This window comes from Gordonia sp. C13 (assembly GCF_023218005.1).
Taxonomy (GTDB): Bacteria; Actinomycetota; Actinomycetes; order Mycobacteriales; family Mycobacteriaceae; genus Gordonia; species Gordonia namibiensis.
Genome location: NZ_JALPSY010000002.1, coordinates 58,540 through 77,440 on the forward strand (window position 1 = coordinate 58,540; position 18,901 = coordinate 77,440).

1 protein-coding gene is annotated in these 18,901 nt (G+C 69.1%); it reads left to right on the forward strand.

From position 1 onward, the window contains the following. Nucleotides 1-578 precede the first annotated feature (578 nt). Complete coding sequence (locus M1L58_RS02775) at nt 579-18,875, forward strand: amino acid adenylation domain-containing protein (RefSeq protein WP_248657749.1); 18,297 nt, start codon at nt 579-581, stop codon at nt 18,873-18,875. Nucleotides 18,876-18,901 lie beyond the last annotated feature (26 nt).

An 18,901-nucleotide genomic window follows, 5' to 3' on the forward strand; every position in this document is an offset into this window, starting at 1 on the left:
ACGACAACCCCCGAATCGAGACCATCCGGGCCAACCGGGAATGAAGGTGTAGCTCGAATATCGAAAAGGTCACGGCGTCGTTAGCTGGATTCTCCATACCCATTAGCTAATCTCTCTAATTAAATCGCGGTTTGGGCACTATGGGCGATTCGGGAGTCTTGTCCCAGTTCATGGATCAACCGAAAACCATGCCCTTGCAAACGGATTCAGCACCATACCCGGTTGGATGTGAATCTGGATCCGAATCTGCTTCTGTAGCACGCGACATGCAGAGATATCCGCGAAAAACACTGTGTCTGGCGAATGTCATCCGATCGGACCAATTGCCGAATGTCATCATTCCGAGACCTTTCTCTCCCGGGTCGTACGACTGATCTAGCTTCTCGGAAATCGTTGTGGCGGAAAGTTTCGCGAGAGTACGGTCAGTTCTTGTCGGCGGGGCGACAACTATCCAGGGGGGCTGCATTGCCCATTCTCGCTTCAGGCGCGAGACGAGCAATTTGTGGTCTGACGATTCCGTCCGGGTTATGCCCCCAGGCCCGGTGGACGCAGTCGATGAGGACGCATGGGGAGGCCGCGTGACCATCTCAGAGAGAAATTTCGAGTCAACCTTCGACGACGAGTCGGGTGCTCGGTCACGGGTCGGCACCTTGCCGCTGTCCGCGGCGCAGCGGGGCATCTGGTTCGCGCAGCACGTGGCGGGTGACCTGCCGATCTCGGTGGCGCAGTATGTCGAGATCGAGGGCGACCTCGACACCGACGTGCTGGAGGACGCCGCACGGGCGACCGGAAGAGAGTTCGGTTCCGGGTATCTGCGGCTGATCGAGGTCGACGGCGAGCCGCGGCAGTACGTCGACGAGGCGTACGGCGCCCCGGTGTACAGCGTGGACCTGCGTGAGGATCCCGACCCGATCGGGACCGCGCATCGTCTGATGACCGAGGACTATTCGCGGCCGCTGGACCTTCTCGTCGACCACCTCATGACGAGCATCGTCTATCAGGTCGGGACGAACCACTACTTCTGGTATCTGCGCGCGCACCACATCGCGCTCGACGGATTCGGTGCGGTCACGATGGTCCGCCGGATCACCGAGCGGTACAACGCCGGCCTCCGCGGTGAAGAGCCGCCACCTTGTAAGGCAAGCGATCTCGCCGACATCATCGAGCAGGACGCGTCCTATCCCGGGTCGACCCGCTACGAGAACGACCGGAAGTACTGGAGCGAACATCTCGACGGTGCCCCTCCGGTGGTCAGTCTCGCCGGCCGGCTCGGCAAGCCAACGCTGCACCCGACGCTCGTGTCCACGCCGCTGCCGGAGGAAACCGCACGTCTGCTCGACGACGCGTCGCACGACGGCGGGGTCACCCCGGTGATCGTCGCGGCCTTCGCCGTCTACCTCGCCCGGATGGCCGGGAGCCCGGAAGTCCTCCTGAGCCTGCCGGTCTCGGGCCGGCACTCGGCCGTGCTGCGCCGCTCGGGCGGCATGGTGGCGAACGTCGTGCCGTTGCGCGTCCCGGTCGCGGGCCGCACGCTCGACGAGGTCGTCACCGCAGTGAAGGGTGAGCTGCTGAGCGCACTCCGGCGGCAGCGCTACCGCCAGGAGGACATCTTCCGCGACATGGGGATCGCGCGCGACGAGGCGTCGTCGTTCGGTCCGGCCGTGAACCTGATGATGATCGACAGCGAGGTCGTGTTCGGCGACGTGGCGGGGCGCCTGCACGTGCTGACGTCCGGTCCGACCTCCGACCTGTTCGTGAACATCTACCCCGGTGCGGGACACGAAAGCACGCACATCGACTTCCAGGGCAACCCGAACGTCTACACGCCCGCCGAGCTCGCCGACCATCACCGTCGGTTCCTGATGTTCCTGCACGAGTTCCTCGTGGGCGGCTCGGATGATCAGGTGGGTCTGCTCGAGCTGCTCGACGCGGACGAGCGGAATGCTCTCCTACCGGTGCGCGGTTCGGAAGGTGTTGTGCCGCGGCTTCTCCCGGACATCTTCGCCAACAGTGTGGCCCGTCACGGCGACCGTGTCGCGATCTCGTCGGACGGTCGCCGGCTGACGTATCGGGAACTCGACGCCGTCTCGTCGCGGATGGCGCGCCGCCTGATCGACTTGGGCTGCGGGCCCGACACGGCGGTGGCGATTCTTCTCAGACGGTCCGCCGAGTCCGTCACCGCCGCGTGGGCGGTTGCGAAGTCCGGGGCTGCCATCGTCCAGGTGGACCCGGACTACCCACGCAAGCGTATCGAGCACATCGTCGCCGACAGCGGCGCCGACGTGGCGATCACAGCCGACGAGTTCACCGACCGACTCCCGGAGTCGATGCCCACGGTGCTCGTCGACGGCGAGGGCGGTCTCGGGGAGGGGGCCGCCCTCGCCCCGGACGAGGTGATCACCGACCGCGACCGCACTCGTCCGCTGCGTGCGGACAACGTGGCGTACATGACCTACACCTCGGGCTCGACCGGTGTCCCGAAGGGTGTCCAGGTCACGCACAACGGGCTCGCGAACCTCATCTCCGATCGGTCCGAGGTTTACGGCCTGGACTCGGGATCACGGGTGTCCTATGCCCTTTCGCCGAGCTTCGACGCGTCCATGGAACAGCTGCTGACCTGCTTCGCGAACGGTTCCGCGCTGATCGTCGTGCCGCCGGACGTGATCGGCGGGGAGCGGCTCACCCGACTGCTGGCCGACGAGGGTGTCACCCACCTGACGCTGACGCCGGCGATGCTGGCCACCGTCGAGCCCGAAGCCCTGACCGACCTGCGGGCGGTCATGGTCGGCGGCGACAAGACCGCGCCGCGCATCGTCGAACGGTGGACGCGGTGTGCGCGGATGATCAACGAGTACGGACCCACCGAGGCGACGATCACCGCGGCCAGCGGTGTCATCGACCCCGCCGAGGATCTGACCGTCGGCCGGCCGGTGTGCGGTGCGTCGATGATGATCCTCGACCCCGCGCTGCAGCCGGTCCCGGTCGGCACCGCGGGGGAGCTGTACCTGGCGGGGCGGGGTCTCGCACGCGGCTACGCGAACCTGTTCGGCCAGACCGCCGGCCGGTTCGTCGCCAACCCCCACGGTGAACCCGGTGAGCGGATGTACCGCACCGGCGATCTGGCGCGCTGGGTGGGGAAGCCCTCCGCGCTGTCGCTGGAACTGCTGGGTCGCACCGATTTCCAGTTGAAGATCCGTGGCTACCGGATCGAGCCCGGCGAGATCGACGCGGCTCTCATCGGCCACCCCGACGTCGAGGCGTCGATCACCGTGCCGGTCCGCAACAACGCCGGCGCAACCGTTCTCGCCTCCTACGTGTCGCCGGTCCGCGACCATCGGATCGAGGTGCCCGACCTGACCCGGTTCGCTCGCGAATCGCTTCCGCCGCACATGGTCCCGGCGGTGATCACCACGCTCGACGCGTTGCCTCTCAACGCGTTCGGCAAGGTCGACCGGAAGGCACTGCCCGCTCCGGTCTTTGCGTCCGCCCGCACCGGACGGCCGCCGTCGACGCCCGCGGAATACCGGCTGGCACAGCTGTTCTCCGAGGTCCTCGGTGTCGACGAGGTCGGTGCCGACGACAGCTTCTTCGTCCTCGGCGGCGACAGCATCTCCTCGATCGAACTCGTGGGCCGGGCCAAGGCCGCTGGACTGGCGTTCTCGACCCAGGACGTGTTCGAGTGCAAGACCGTCGCGGCTCTCGCGGTCCGGGCGACCGAGGCGTCGACCGACGACACGCTGCACGAGCTCCCCGGTGCCGGTGTGGGTTCGTTCCCGCTGGCGCCGATCATGCACGCGATGCTCGAGCGGGGACACATCGACCGCTTCGCGCAGGCCGCGCTCATCGAGCTCCCCGACGACCTCCGTCGCGCCGACCTCGTGCGCGCCCTGGGCGCGCTCGTCGACCGTCACGACATCCTGCGTGCGGTCCTGCGCGACGACCACGCGGGCGAGGGGTTCGTCGAGGTCCGTGAGCACGGCTCGGTCGACGTCGAGGAGACGCTGACCGAGGTGTGGCTCGAACGTCGCGACGCCGACGAGATCGATCAGCAACTGCAGGCGGCCGCCGATCTGCTGGACCCGCGCGCCGGGCTGCTCACGCGCTTCGTCTGGCTGCGGGACCGCACCGGCACGAACCCGGACCTGCTGTGGCTCGTGATCCACCACCTCGCCGTCGACGGCGTGTCGTGGCGCATCCTGCTGAGCGACCTCGCGGTCGCCCACGGTCAGATCGCTGCGGGCGGAGACCCGCAGCTCAGCACGCCGACGACCTCCGTGCGTCGCTGGGTTCACGGCCTGGTCGAACGGTCCTCGGGCCGTACCGCCGCCGAGCTCGACCTCTGGTCGAACACCCTCGCGGCCGGCGATCGTCCGCTCGGCGCACGGGCGCTCGACCCCGACCGGGACATCACCGCCACGGCGGGACGAGTGCGGATGCGCATCCCCGCCGACGTCACCGAGACGATCGTCACGACCATCCCCGGCCGGTTCCACGGCAGCCCCAACGACCCGCTGCTCGCGGCCCTGGGACTCGCCCTCGCGCGCTGGCGGTCGCTGCACGGCGACGCTCCGGGCGGCGAACTGATCGCGCTCGAAGGACACGGCCGCGAGGAGTCGGCCGTCCCCGGCGCCGACCTGACCGCGACGGTCGGCTGGTTCACCTCTCGGTTCCCCGTCCGGCTGGACCTCGACGACATCGACCTCGACGACGCATTCGCCGGCGGGGCGGCCGCCGGTACGGCGATCAAGCGGGTCAAGGAGTTCCTGCGCGCGGTGCCCGACAACGGCATCGGCTACGGCATGGTCCGGCACCTGGACCCGGTCGGTTGCAACGAACTCCAGAACCGTCCCGAACCGCAGATCAGTTTCAACTACCTGGGCCGCGCGGGTACCCGCGATGTCTTCGGACCGTGGACGCCGTCGCGCGAGTTCGACGCACTGGCCGGCACCGCCGACCCGTGGATGGCCCTCCCGGCGGTCCTGGACATCAACGCGATCGCCGAACCGGGCCCGGACGGACTCGAACTCGACGCCGTATGGGAGTTCGCCTCGCTGGTGCTCGATCGCGCCGAGGTCGATGAACTGTCGCAACTGTGGGTGCAGGCCCTCGAGGCGCTCGCCCGCCATGCCCGGGCCGACGATGCCGGCGGGTACACCCCGTCGGACTTCCCGCTCGTGGAGACCACACAGGACGAGATCGACGGCTGGCTGCGCGATCATCCGTCGATGGTCGATGTCTGGCCGCTGACGGCGCTGCAGGCCGGGCTCCTGTTCCACGCCACCTACGACGGCATCGACACCAATGCTGCCGGCGGTGTCAGTGACGCCGACGGTTACGTCGTGCAGGCCGAACTGACCCTCGGCGGCTCGCTGCAAGCGGAGCGGATGCGGCGCGCCGCACAGGCTCTCGTCGACCGTCACGACAGCCTGCGCGTCGCATTCGTCGAGACCGCGGCCGGTCCGCGTCAGATCCTGCTGCGTGACGTGGCCGTCGACTGGACGGACTCCGACCTCACCGGCATCGCCGATCGCGAGGAGCGGCACCGTGAGCTGCGTCGACTGATCACCGACTCGGCGACCCCCTTCGACCTGATGCGGCCGCCGCTGATGCGGTTCCACCTCATCCGCGTCGACGACGACGAGTTCATGCTCCTGCTGACCAACCACCACATCGTGCTCGACGGCTGGTCGATGCCGCTGGTCGTCCAGGAACTGCTCGCGCTCTACATCACCGAATCGACGGACGGTGCCGCGGCGGGTCTGCCCACGCCGCGTTCGTTCCGGGAGTACCTGCAGTGGCTGGATTCCCAGGACCACGCCGCGACGGTGGAGGCCTGGGAGGAGATGCTGGCCGACATCGAGAGCCCGACCCGGCTGGCCGGCAACCCGGAGCGGGTCGCCACCGCCGAGGTCGCACAGGTCGACCTCGACCTCGACGCCGCCACCACCGACGCGGTCCTCGGACTCGGTCGTGCGCACGGCGTCACCCCCAACACGGCCATCCAGGTGGCCTGGGCGCTGCTGCTCTCCACGATGACCGGCCGGTCGGACGTGGTGTTCGGCAACACCGTCTCCGATCGCCCGGCGCACATCGCGGGGATCGAGCGGATGATCGGTCTGTTCATCAACACCCTGCCGGTGCGGGTACGGCTCGACCCCGACGAGACGGTCACCGAGTTGCTCACGCGGGCACAGGCCGAGCAGGCCGCCATGCTCGACCACCGCAACATCGGTCTCGCCGAACTCCAACGGGCCGCGGGGATGGCCGACATCTTCGACACCGCAACGGTTCTGGAGTCCTATCCCATCGACGCCGAGGGAGTGGCGGGTGCGCTCGCGGACGCCGGGCTGCAGTGGAAGGGCATCGTCGCCCACGATGCGACGCCGTATCCGGTCAGCCTCCAGGTCACGCCGCCGCGGCCGTCGCGGGCCGGGAGTGAACCGGGACATTACGAGCTCATCCTGAAGTACGCATCCGATCGGCTCGACGCCCAGTCCGCGGGACTGCTGCTCGAGCGCTTCGCGATGCTGCTGGGTCAGATCGCGGCGGACCCGGGCCGAAAGGTCGCGACGGTCTCCCCGTGCTGGGACACCGAATGGGCGGAGCTGGCCCGCGTCGAGGGGCCGCCGGCCATGACACCGCGCACGCTCCGGGGCATCCTGTCCGACACCGCACGCCGGTATCCGGACGCCCCGGCCGTGCGGTCGGGCGGGGACACCCTGACATTCCGTGAACTCGACGAGCGGGCCGATCGCGTCGCCTGCGAGCTCGTTCGCCGTGGCGCCGGCCCCGAGCGATTCGTCGCGCTGGCCGTCCCGCGGTCGGTCGAACTCATCGTCGCGATGTGGGCGATCGCCAAGTCGGGTGCGGCCTTTGTCGCCCTCGATCCCGGCAACCCCGCCTACCGGCTGGCCGAGTTGCTGGCCGACTCGCGGTGCGTGCTCGGGGTGACGGTCGAGGAGGTCACGAAGAACCTGCCGGATTCCGTCGACTGGCTTGTCCTCGACGCCGCCGGCCGGTCGGATGACGAAGGGGCGACGGCGGACCGGTCGACGATCCCGGTGGAGGCCGACAGCAGTGCGTACCTGATCTTCACCTCCGGATCGACCGGACGGCCGAAAGCGGTCCACATCGCCCATCGGGGGCTGCGGGACCGGGTCACCGCACTCGCCGACTACTTCGGGGTACAGCCGGGTTCGGCAGTTCTACAGGTGGCCTCCCCGGGCTTCGACGCCTGCGTCTCCGAGGTCCTGCTCGCCCATGGCAACGGGGCCTGCCTGGTGGTGGCGCCCCAGGATGTCTACGGCGGCGTCGATCTCGAGGAACTGGTTCGCGCGGAACAGATCTCCCACGCGATCATCACCCCGACCGCCCTCAACACGATGGACCCCGCACGGGTGCCGTCGCTGGCGACGATCGCAGTGGTCGGCGAGGCCACCGGCGCCGACATCGTGAACCGCTGGGCACCCGGCCGTCGGCTGATGAACCACTACGGACCGACCGAGACCACCATCTGGGCCACTGCGGCCGACGACCTGCAGCCCGGGGAACCGGTGACCATCGGCGAACCGGTCCGCGGAGTGTCCGCGGTGGTGCTCGACGCGTGGCTGCGTCCGGTCCCGGTCGGCGTGGCCGGCGAACTGTACCTGGGCGGACCGGGTCTGGCCCGTGGCTACTTCGACCGGCCCGGCCTCACCGCCTCCCGGTTCGTGGCGGACCCGCGGTCGGCGACCGGCGAACGCATCTACCGCACCGGTGATCAGGTGCGATGGATCCACGGACGCGACGGACTCGAACTGGACTACCTGGGTCGCAACGACCAGCAGGTCAAGATCCACGGACTGCGAATCGAGACCGGGGACATCGACGCCCACCTCGCACGGCACGACGCCGTGGCGCAGGCCGTCACCCTGGTCCAGCCAGGACCGACCGGCCAGCCGGTCATCGTGTCCTATGTCGTCGGCACCCCGGGGGAGCAGCTCGACGTCACCGCGCTACGAGCCGATCTCGCGGAATCGCTGCCGCGCTACATGGTCCCGACCGCCATTCTCGAGCTGCCCGCGATGCCGGTGACCCGCACCGGCAAGGTCGACCGGAAGGCTCTCCCCGCGTGGGACTTCCGCGCCGAGAGTGCCGGCGGCCGAGCGCCCTCGACACCCACCGAGGAGCTCATCGCACGATTGTTCGCCGAGGCCCTGAACCTCGAGACGGTGACCGCCGACGACAACTTCTTCGCCCTGGGCGGCGACTCCATCGTCTCGATGCAACTGGTGGCCCTGGCCAAGTCGGCCGGACTGAACATCACCGGTCGCCAGGTCTTCGAGGCCAAGACGGTCGCCGCGCTGTCAGCGCTCGTGGATCCGGACGACGCCGGACACGACGTCGCGGGCCGGCCGGGCGCCGCGGTGGAGGCCCGTCTCGCGGATCACGAGGCGCTCTCCGCCGACGACTTCGCCGACGTGTGCGACTCCGACGCGGAAAACCTCCGTCATCGGTACCCGGACCTGTCGGAGATCTGGCCACTGTCGTCGACGCAGTCCGGCATCCACTTCCACTCCACGCTCGACCCCGACTCGGCGGACAACTACACCGTGCAGTCGACGATCAGGTTGTCGGGCCATCTCGACGGAGCACGGTTGCGTCGGGCCGCGCAGGCACTGGTCGACCGGCACGACATCCTGCGTGCAGGTTTCGTCGAGACCTCCCGCGGCCCACGCCAGGTCGTGGTCGGCCACGTCGAGGTCGCCTTCCGCGAGATCGACCTGTCCGACCGGTCCCGCGAGAGTGCGCAGGCGGACGCCGAGCGAATCGCCGCGGAAGACGCGGAGGCAGGATTCGACCTCAGCGTCCCGTCGCTCATCCGGTTCACCCTGATCCGTCTCGACGCCGAGGCGTTCGAACTGCACATCACCAACCACCACGTCATCCTCGACGGCTGGTCGATGCCGCTGCTCATCGGTGAACTCCTCGAGTTCTACGGCGAACCCGAGCGGATCGAGCACGCCGGGTCCGCACCGTCGTACCGCGACTACCTGCGCTGGCTGGCGCAGCAGGACCACGAAGCGTCCCTCGCCGCATGGACACGGGCCTACGCCGACGTCGACGGGCCCACCCGCGTCAGCCGGCGCGATCCGGCGATGTCGGGCGACCTGGCCGGCGAGGTCGGTGCGGAGCTGCCGGCCCAGGAGTACCTGCGGTTGCGTTCTGTCGCAGCCGATTCCGCGGTCACCGTCGGCACCGCGGTGTCGACTGCGTGGGCACTCGTCCTGCGGATGCTGACCGGCGAGACCGACGTGATCCTCGGCTCGGCCGTCGCCGGGCGACCGCCGGAACTGCCGGGTGTCGAGCGGGCCCTCGGGATGTTCCTGAACACCGTCCCGGTCCGCGTCCGCCTCGACCCTGCGGCCTCGCTGCGCGACCTGCTGGTCGGTGCCCAGGACAGCAACGCCGAACTGCTCGACCATCACTACGTGGGCCTCCCGGCCATCCACCGGGCGGTGGGTCTCTCGGAGATGTTCGACACCGCGCTGGCCTTCCAGTCCTTCCCGCTGCGCGAGTCGACCCTCCAGGAGCTCGTGTCCTCGGCGGGACTCCGCGTCGACGGGATCACCGGAGTCGACGCCACGCCGTATCCGCTGAGTCTCGTCGTCGCTCCGAAGAACGATGTCGGAGACGGGGAACCGGGGCTGTCGATCACGTTGCGCTTCCGCCGCGGCGACTTCGACCCCGCCCGGGCGCGGGAGATCCTCGACCTCTTCGTCGAGTGCCTGGCCCGGATCGCCGACGACCCGGACACCCGGGTGGGCGTCCTCGCGCACGGCGGCGGTGCTCTGGATCTGCCCGCCTCGCCGCAGAACCTCCGGCCGGCGACGATGCCCGAGATCCTCGCTGCTTCCGTTGCCCGCCACCCGAACGCCATCGCGGTGACGTGCGGCGCGTCGGTGTCGTACCGCTGGCTCGACGAGCGGTCGAACCGAATGGCCAGACTCCTCCTGCGCCGGGGAGTCGGATCACAAGATGTGGTCGCCTGTGTGTTGCCGAGATCGCTCGACGCGGTCGTCGCCATCTGGGCGGTGGCCAAGACGGGCGCGGCATTCCTGCCGGTGGACCCGACCCTGCCTGCTGAACGGATCGGATACCTGCTCTCCGATGCCGATGTCAGGCTGGGTCTCACGCACGCCGGGACCGCTACCCTGGACGGTCCCGGCGTGCCCCCCGGCATCGAGTGGCTCGAACTCGACGACGAACGGCACCCGTGCCTGCTCGACGCCGAATCGGACGCACCGATCACCGATGCCGAGCGCGGGGGTCCGATCCGGATCGGTCAGACCGCCTACGTCATCTACACCTCCGGCTCGACCGGCATGCCGAAGGGCGTGATCGTCAGTCATCGCGGCCTCGCGCGGCTCGTCGAGGCGCAGCACCGCGTTCTCTTCGCCGACGACACCGCGAGCGTTCTCCAGGTGGCCTCGCCGAGCTTCGACGCCTCGGTGTTCGAGCTGCTGATGGCCCACGGCGCCGGCGGCCGCCTGGTGGTCTCACCACCCGACGTCTACGGCGGTCCCGAACTGGCCGAACTGATCCGGCGCGAACACGTGACGCACGCGGTGGTGACGCCGTCGGCTCTGTCGACGGTGCCCGAGGCGGGTCTCGACACGCTGCGCGTGCTCGCTCCCGCCGGTGAGGCCGTCGGTCCGGAGCTGGTCGCGCGGTGGGCGCCGGGACGCAAGATGATCAACATCTACGGCCCCACCGAGATCACCGTCTGGGCCACGGCGAGCGAACCGCTCGATCCGCAGGGGCCGGTGACCATCGGCCGCACGATCGGACCGGTCGCCGGAGTCGTGCTCGACACGTGGATGCGCCCGGTGCCCCAGGGCGTCGTCGGCGAGCTCTACCTCTTCGGGCCCGGACTGGCCGACGGTTACGTCGGGAAGCCGACGACGACCGCGGCCCGGTTCGTCGCATGTCCGTTCGGCGACACCGGTGAGCGGATGTACCGCACCGGCGACCTGGTCCGGCGGACCGCCGACGATCAGCTGGAGTACCTGGGACGCAACGATTTCCAGGTCAAGATCCGCGGCACCCGCATCGAGATCGGAGAGATCGACGCGGCTCTCGGTGGCCGGTCCGACATCGCCTACGCGGTCACCATCGCCCGCAGTGACAACGGGATGCCGCAGATGCTGGTGTCCTACGTGGTGGCCACGCCGGGCGAGGAACTGTCCGGCGACGAGCTGCGGGATTTCCTCTCGCAGAGCCTGCCCGCGTACATGGTCCCGGCTGCGGTCGTCGTCCTCGACGAGGTCCCGCGGACCCCGACCGGCAAGTTGGACCGGGGACGGTTGCCCGAACCGGTGTTCGCGGCAACGGAATTCCGCGCACCGTCGACTCCCGCGGAGTCCGCGGTGGCCACCGCCTTCGAAGAGGTGCTGGAGATCGACCGGGTCGGCGCCGACGACGACTTCTTCGCCCTCGGCGGCGATTCGCTGAGTGCTTCGGTGGTGGCGGCGCGGGTGGGTTCGGCGCTGGGAGTTCGTGTCCCGGTGCGTGCCCTGTTCGAGGCGCCCACCGTGTCGGCCCTGGCCGGCCTCGCCGGATCGCTGCAGGAAGGGCAACGTGCACCGCTGGTCGCCGGCCCGCGACCGGAGCGGATTCCGCTGTCGCTCGCACAGCAGCGTATGTGGTTCCTCAACCGCATGGAGCCGGAGTCACCCGCCTACAACATCCCGGTGCTGCTGAAGCTGACCGGACGCCTCGACATCGCAGCACTCGAGGATGCGCTCGCCGACGTGATCGGCCGGCACGAGGTGTTGCGGACGATCTACCCCGACGACGCGGGTGAACCGCATCAGGTGGTGCTGGACCACGTCGCGGCTGCCGTCGAGGTGCGGTACGTGCCGGAGAGCGCGGTCGAAGAAGTGGTGACCGAGTTCGTCCGACGCGGTTTCGACGTGACCACCAGGGTGCCGATCCGGGTGGGCCTGCTGCGTATCGACGAGCCCGGCATGCCGGCCGGCGGTCGGTTGGACCAGGCCGGAGAATTCCTGCTGGTCCTCGTCGTCCACCACATCGCGGGTGACGGGCAGTCCATGGCGCCGCTGGCCCGCGATGTCATGATCGCCTACGCAGCCCGGCTGGAAGGACAGGAACCCGCCTGGGAGCCGCTCGAGGTCCAGTACGCCGACTACGCCCTGTGGCAGCGGCGGGTCCTCGGTGAGCCCGACGATCCGCAGTCCCTCATGCACGCCCAGCTGGACTACTGGCGGTCGACGCTGGCAGAGATCCCGGATGTCCTGGATCTGCCCACCGACCGTCCGCGCCCCGCGGTCGCGAGCCTGTCCGGCGGCCACGTCCCGGTGGAGATCGGCGCGCAGCTGCACGACCGCCTCATGGACCTCGCACGCTCGCGGAACGCATCGTTGTTCATGGTCCTGCACGCCGCGCTCGCAACGCTTCTCGGCCGCCTGAGCGGTGGCGACGATATCGTCGTCGGCACACCGGTCGCCGGCCGCGGTGAGCCCGGACTCGAACCGCTGGTCGGGATGTTCGTGAACACCCTCGCCCTGCGCACGTCGCTCGACCGTGAGCAGTCCTTCGTCGATCTGCTGGGTCAGGTCAGGGACACCGACCTGCACGCCTACGAACACGGCGACGTCCCGTTCGAGCGCATCGTCGAAGAGCTGAATCCGCAGCGCTCGACGGCACACCATCCGCTGTTCCAGGTGGCGCTGGCCTTCCAGAACCTCTCGAAGACCGACGTGGTGCTGCCCGAGGTGACCGTGTCCCGGGCGCAGGCCGACACCGGTGTCTGCCAGTTCGACCTGCAGCTCGTCGTCGCCGACTCGTACGGCGAAAACGGCACTGCGCAAGGTATCTCGGGCGCGATGATGTTCGCGAACGACCTGTTCGACCCGGCAACGGTCCAGGGCTTCGTCAAGCGACTGTGCCGGATGTTGGAGGCGATCGTCGACGATCCGGAGACCCCGGTCGGCGAGATCGATTGGCTCGACGCCGCCGAACGTACCGACCTGCTCTCGCGCGTCGGTCGTCCGCGTCTCGTCGCCGAGGGACCGTCGCCGGTGCTCCTACCGGAGGTCTTCGCCGCTGCAGTCCGCCGCAACCCGCGCGGACCTGCGGTGATCGCCGGCGGCGTCGAGCTGACCTACGCCGAACTCGATCGTCGTTCGAATCGTCTGGCACGCCACCTCATTCGACTGGGCGCGGCGCCGGAGCGGCCGGTGGCCGTCGCGGTCGAGAGGTCCCTGGACTCGGTGATCGCCTGGTGGGCCGTGGTCAAGTCGGGTGCCGCCTACGTTCCGGTCGACCCGCACTACCCGACCGCACGCATCGACCAGATGGTCACCGATTCCGGTGCGACGCTGGGCATCACGACGCTCGGGGCACGCGCCGGGCTCCCCGGGACCATCGACTGGGTCGTCGTAGACGATCCCGCCGACGCCGAACGCATCGATGCGCTCGACGACGCCGAGATCGGGCAGGCCGAACGCATCCGGCCGGTACGTGCGGAGAACACGGCATGGGTGGTCTTCACCTCCGGATCGACCGGCGTGCCCAAGGGCGTCGCGGTCAGCCACGCCGGTGTCGCCGACTACCTGTCCTCACTGTTCGTCGATCCCGAGAGCGGTCCCACCTCCCGGGTCCTGCACTTCGCGTCTCCGTCCTTCGACGCCTCCCTGCTCGAGATCCTGCTGTCGATCAGTTCGTCCTCGGCACTCGTGGTGGCGCCGACCGACGTCCGCGGCGGCAACGAGCTCGGCGACTTCCTCCGCGATCAGCGCGTCACCCACGCGTTCGTGACGCCCGCCGCGCTGGCGTCGGTCGACCCTGAGGGCCTCGACGACCTGCGCGAGGTCATGTCCGGCGGTGACGAGGTGCCGACCGATCTGATCACCCGCTGGGTGGGCGACGACCCGGCCCGGGCCCGCCGATTCCGGGTGCTGTACGGCCCCACCGAGACCACGATCGTCGCGACCGCGACCGAACCTCTGGACGCGGGGGAGCGTTCGACCATCGGCACGCCGTTGGCCGGGATGCAGGCACTGGTTCTGGACCCGCGGATGCAGCCCGTGCCGGTCGGTGTGGCCGGTGAGCTCTACCTGGCCGGCCCGGCACTGGCCCGGGGGTACCTGAACCGCCCGGGCGTCTCCGCGTCGCGGTACGTGGCCCATCCCTTCGGCGAGCCCGGCGAGCGGATGTACCGCACCGGCGACGTCGTCCGCTGGAATGCCGCCGGTTCGTTGGAGTTCCTGGGACGCAATGACTTCCAGGTGAAGATCCACGGATTCCGGGTGGAGCTCGGCGAGATCGACTCGGCGCTGGGTGATCATCCCGGGGTGTCGTACGCGGTCACGGTGCCGCGGCGCGACAGCGGGGTGGGCATGCGCCTGGTCTCCTACGTGGTGCCGGCTCCCGGCGAGGTCATCTCGGGGGAGAAGCTGCGGGCCCTGCTCCTGGACTCGCTGCCGCCCTACATGGTCCCGGCGGCGGTCATGGTCCTCGACGAGATCCCGCTGACGCCGAGCGGCAAGCTCGACCGCAAGGCTCTTCCCGCGCCGCTCATCACGACCCGTCGCTTCCGCGCCCCGGCATCCCCGGTGGAGGAGATCGTGGCCGGTGTCTTCGCCGACGTCCTCGGGATCGAGGGCGGCGTCGGTGCCGACGACGACTTCTTCGACCTCGGCGGCAACAGCCTCGCCGCCACCCGTGTCGTGTCGAGGATCGGCGCAGCGCTGGGTACCAACGTCCCGGTGTCGATGATCTTCGAGGCGTCGACCGTGTCGAAGCTGGCGGCTCGGGCCGAATCGCACACGGCCATCGGCCGGATCCCGCTGGGATCGCTGGACCGGCCGGAACGCATCCCGCTGTCGTATGCGCAGCAGCGGATGTGGTTCCTCAGCCGCATCGAACCCGAATCACCTGCGTACAGCATCCCGATCGTCGTCCGGCTGTCCGGGCACCTCGACGTCGACGCCCTGCAGGCGGCGATCGGCGACGTCGTCGACCGCCACGAGATCCTGCGCACGGTGTACCCGTACATGGATGCCGAGCCGACACAGGTGATCCTGCCGCCGGCCGCCGACCGCGTCCCGGTGGTCGTCACCTCGGTGCCCGAGTCGGAGATGCCGCGGGCGATGTCGAAGCTGCTGGCCCAGCCCTTCGACGTGACGGCGGAGGTCCCGGTACGGATCAGGCTGTTCTCGCTCGGCGACGACGAGTGGGTGCTCGCGGTGGTCATCCACCACATCGGCGCCGACGGTTCGTCGTTGACGCCGCTCGCCCGGGACCTGATGAACGCGTACGCGGCCCGCACCAACGGTGGCGAACCCGGCTGGGAACCGCTGCCGGTGCAGTACGCGGACTACGCGATCTGGCAGCGGGTGGTCCTCGGTGCCACCGACGACCCCGACTCGTTGCTCCGCGCGCAGATCGACTACTGGACAAAGCAACTGGCCGACGCGCCCGCCCTGCTGGAACTGCCTGCCGACCGCCCGCGACCGCCGGCGCAGTCCTACACCGGCGGCAATGTCCCGCTGACCGTGGACGCCGACCTGCACGCGGCGCTGCAACAGGTCGCCCGTGCCCACAACACGACGCTGTTCATGGTCGTCCACGCGGCGCTGGCCGCACTGCTGGCGCGGCTCGCGGCCACCGACGACGTGGCAATCGGCACCCCGTACGCCGGACGCGGTGAGCGCGAACTCGACGATCTGATCGGCATGTTCGTCAACACGCTGGTCCTCCGCACGCGGTTGCGCCAGGACATGACATTGCGCGAACTGATCGACGACGTGCGGGACACCGATCTGGCGGCCTTCGGGCACGCGGACGTCCCGTTCGAGCGACTCGTGCAGGAGCTCAACCCGGTCCGGTCCGACGCCTACAACCCGTTGTTCCAGGTGATGCTGGCGTTCCAGAACATCTCCTCGGCAGACATTGAACTGCCGGATCTGTCGGTGTCCGCCGTCGAACCCGACACCGGGATGTCGTTGTTCGACCTGCAGGTCACGGTGTCGGACACCTACGACGCGAGCGGCGCGCCGGCCGGACTCCGCGGCGGGATCACCTTCGCGACCGACCTGTTCAACGCATCGACGGTCGCCGGTTTCGGTGAACGCCTGGTGCGGATGCTCAGCGCGCTCGCTCAGGACCCGGCACGCCTGGTCCACGAGGTCGACCTGCTCGACGACGACGAACGCGATGCGGTCCTGGTGCGGTGCAACGAGACCGCTCACGCCATCGACCCCACCGCCACGCTGGCGTCGCTCTTCGCGGACTCGGCAACCCGATTCGCCGACAGCCCCGCGATCACGGCAGGCGACGTCACCCTCACCTACGGTGAGTTCGCCGGTCGCGTCAACCGGTTGGCGAGGTGGCTCGTCTCCCGCGGGGTCGGGCCGGATTCGCTGGTGGCGCTGCGGATGCGGCGTTCGCTGGATCAGGTCACCGCGATGTACGCGGTGCACGCCGCCGGCGGCGCCTACGTGCCGGTCGACCCCGATCACCCGACCGAGCGGATCGACTACATGCTCGAGTCCGCCGATCCGGTCGTGGTCCTCACCTCGCTCGACGGCGTCGATCTCGACGCTTTCGACGACGCGCCGCTGACCGACGCGGACCGGCTCGGCCCGCTGACCCCGGCGAATCTCGCCTACGTGCTGTTCACCTCCGGGTCCACCGGCAGGCCGAAGGGCGTTGCGGTGTCGCATCGTTCAGTGGTGAACCAGGTGCTCTGGATCAGCGACGAATACGACCTGAACGTCGCGGACGTCGTCCTCCAGAAGACCCCCGCCACCTTCGACGTCTCGGTGTGGGAGCTCTTCGCCACCCTCATGGTGGGAGCCCGCCTGGTGATCGCACGGTCGGACGGGCACACCGACCCCGACTACCTCGCCGGCACGATCGCCCGTGAGCGCGTGACCATCACCTCGTTCGTGCCGTCGATGCTCGCGGTGTTCGCCGACTCCGCGAGAACCGTTGCGCTGGAATCGCTGCGGGCGCTGCTCGTGGCGGGCGAGGCGTTCGGTCCGGACGTGGTGGCCGCGGCGCGGCGGATGCTGCCGGGAGTGGAACTGCACAACCTCTACGGTCCGACGGAATTCACGGTGCACGCCACCGCGTACGCCGCCCAACCCGGCGACACCGGTGCCGTGCCGATGGGCAAGCCGGTCTGGAACGCCCGGGCCTACGTCCTCGATTCGCGGTTGCAGCCCGTGCCCATGGGGGTGACCGGAGACCTGTACCTGTCGGGGACCCAGGTGGCCCGCGGTTACCACGGACGGCCCGGTCTGACCGCGGAACGGTTCGTGGCCGACCCGTTCGCACCGGGGGAGCGGATGTACCGCACCGGCGACCTCGTGCGTCGACGCCCGACCGGTGACCTGGAGTATCTGGGCCGCAGCGACTTCCAGGTCAAGCTGCGCGGTCTGCGCATCGAGCTCGGGGAGATCGAGGCGGTGTTCGCCGAACACCCGAAGGTCGCCCGCGCGGTCGCCACGGTCACCTCGACCGAGACCGTCGAGTTCCTCGCGGTCTATCTCGTGCCGGCAAACGGCGATGCAGAATCGCTCGACACCGACGAGGTGACGGCGTTCGCGTCGACGGAGTTGCCGGGCTACATGATGCCGACCGCAGTGCTGGTGCTGGAGACGGTCCCGCTGACCGCGTCGGGCAAGCTCGACCGCAAGCGACTGCCCATGCCGACGCTGAACACGGCGGAATTCCGCGAACCGTCCACGTGGCTGGAAGGTGAGATCGTCCGCACCTTCGAACACGTCCTGGGCGTGCAGCGGGTGGGAGTCGACGACGACTTCTACGAACTCGGCGGCAACTCGCTGAGGTCGGTGCAGGTGGTCAACGACCTGAAGAGCGAACTGCACATGGACATCCCGGTCCGGTGGATGCTCTCCGCCTCGAGCCCGGCCGATCTGGCCCGGCGGATCGAGGACTGGATGGGCAACGGCGAAGGCGCCGACGCGTCGATGGAGTTCGATGCGCTGCCGCCGCTCGGGTTCGACGTCCTGCTGCCCATCCGGCCGGGTGGGGAGAAGCCGCCGCTGTTCTGCGTCCATCCCGCATCCGGTCTCTCGTGGGCCTACCACACCCTCGGCCGGCACCTCGCGTCCGGACGGCCGGTGTACGGTCTGCAGGCACCGCAGATCGGTGGCGAGAAGGACGGTCCCACAACGGTGTCCGGTCTCGCGCGTCGCTACTTCGACGAAATCCGGACGGTGCAACCGCGCGGGCCGTACCACCTGATGGGGTGGTCGCTGGGCGGCACCATCGCGCACGCCGTGGCCGCCGAGATGCGGGCCGCCGGCGAAGAGGTCGCGCTGCTCGCGATGCTCGACACCGAGGCCGACGCCGTCGACACCGACGCGATCCAGACGATCACGGCCGGTGAACTGATTAGCAACCTCGGCCCGGTTCTCGGCATCGACTTCGTCAGTGCCGACGCGACCGCGGAAGAGGCGGCCGAACAGATCGCCGAGCGTCTCGGGAGCGGCCTCGGCATCGACGCCGAATCCATCGAGAACCTCACCGAGACATACAACATGCTGCTCCGGGCACTGGGTGACTGGCAGCCACCGGCCGTCGACGTCGACCTGCGGTACTTCACCGCGGTTCGCGATCGGCGCGCTGATGCGGTGGGTCACGACGGGTGGGCGCCCTACGTCCGCGGCGACATCTCGAATGTCGACGTCGACGTGCACCACCTCGGGATGACCGAGAACGAGGCGATCATCGCGATCGCAGGGATTCTCGACGAATACATGACTCGCGCAAACGGTCACGAAGCCGGCCGTTCCGGGTCTAGCGTTTTCAACAATGGGAGATTCACCATCCAGAAATGAGGTAGTCCATGAGCAGGTCAAGGACT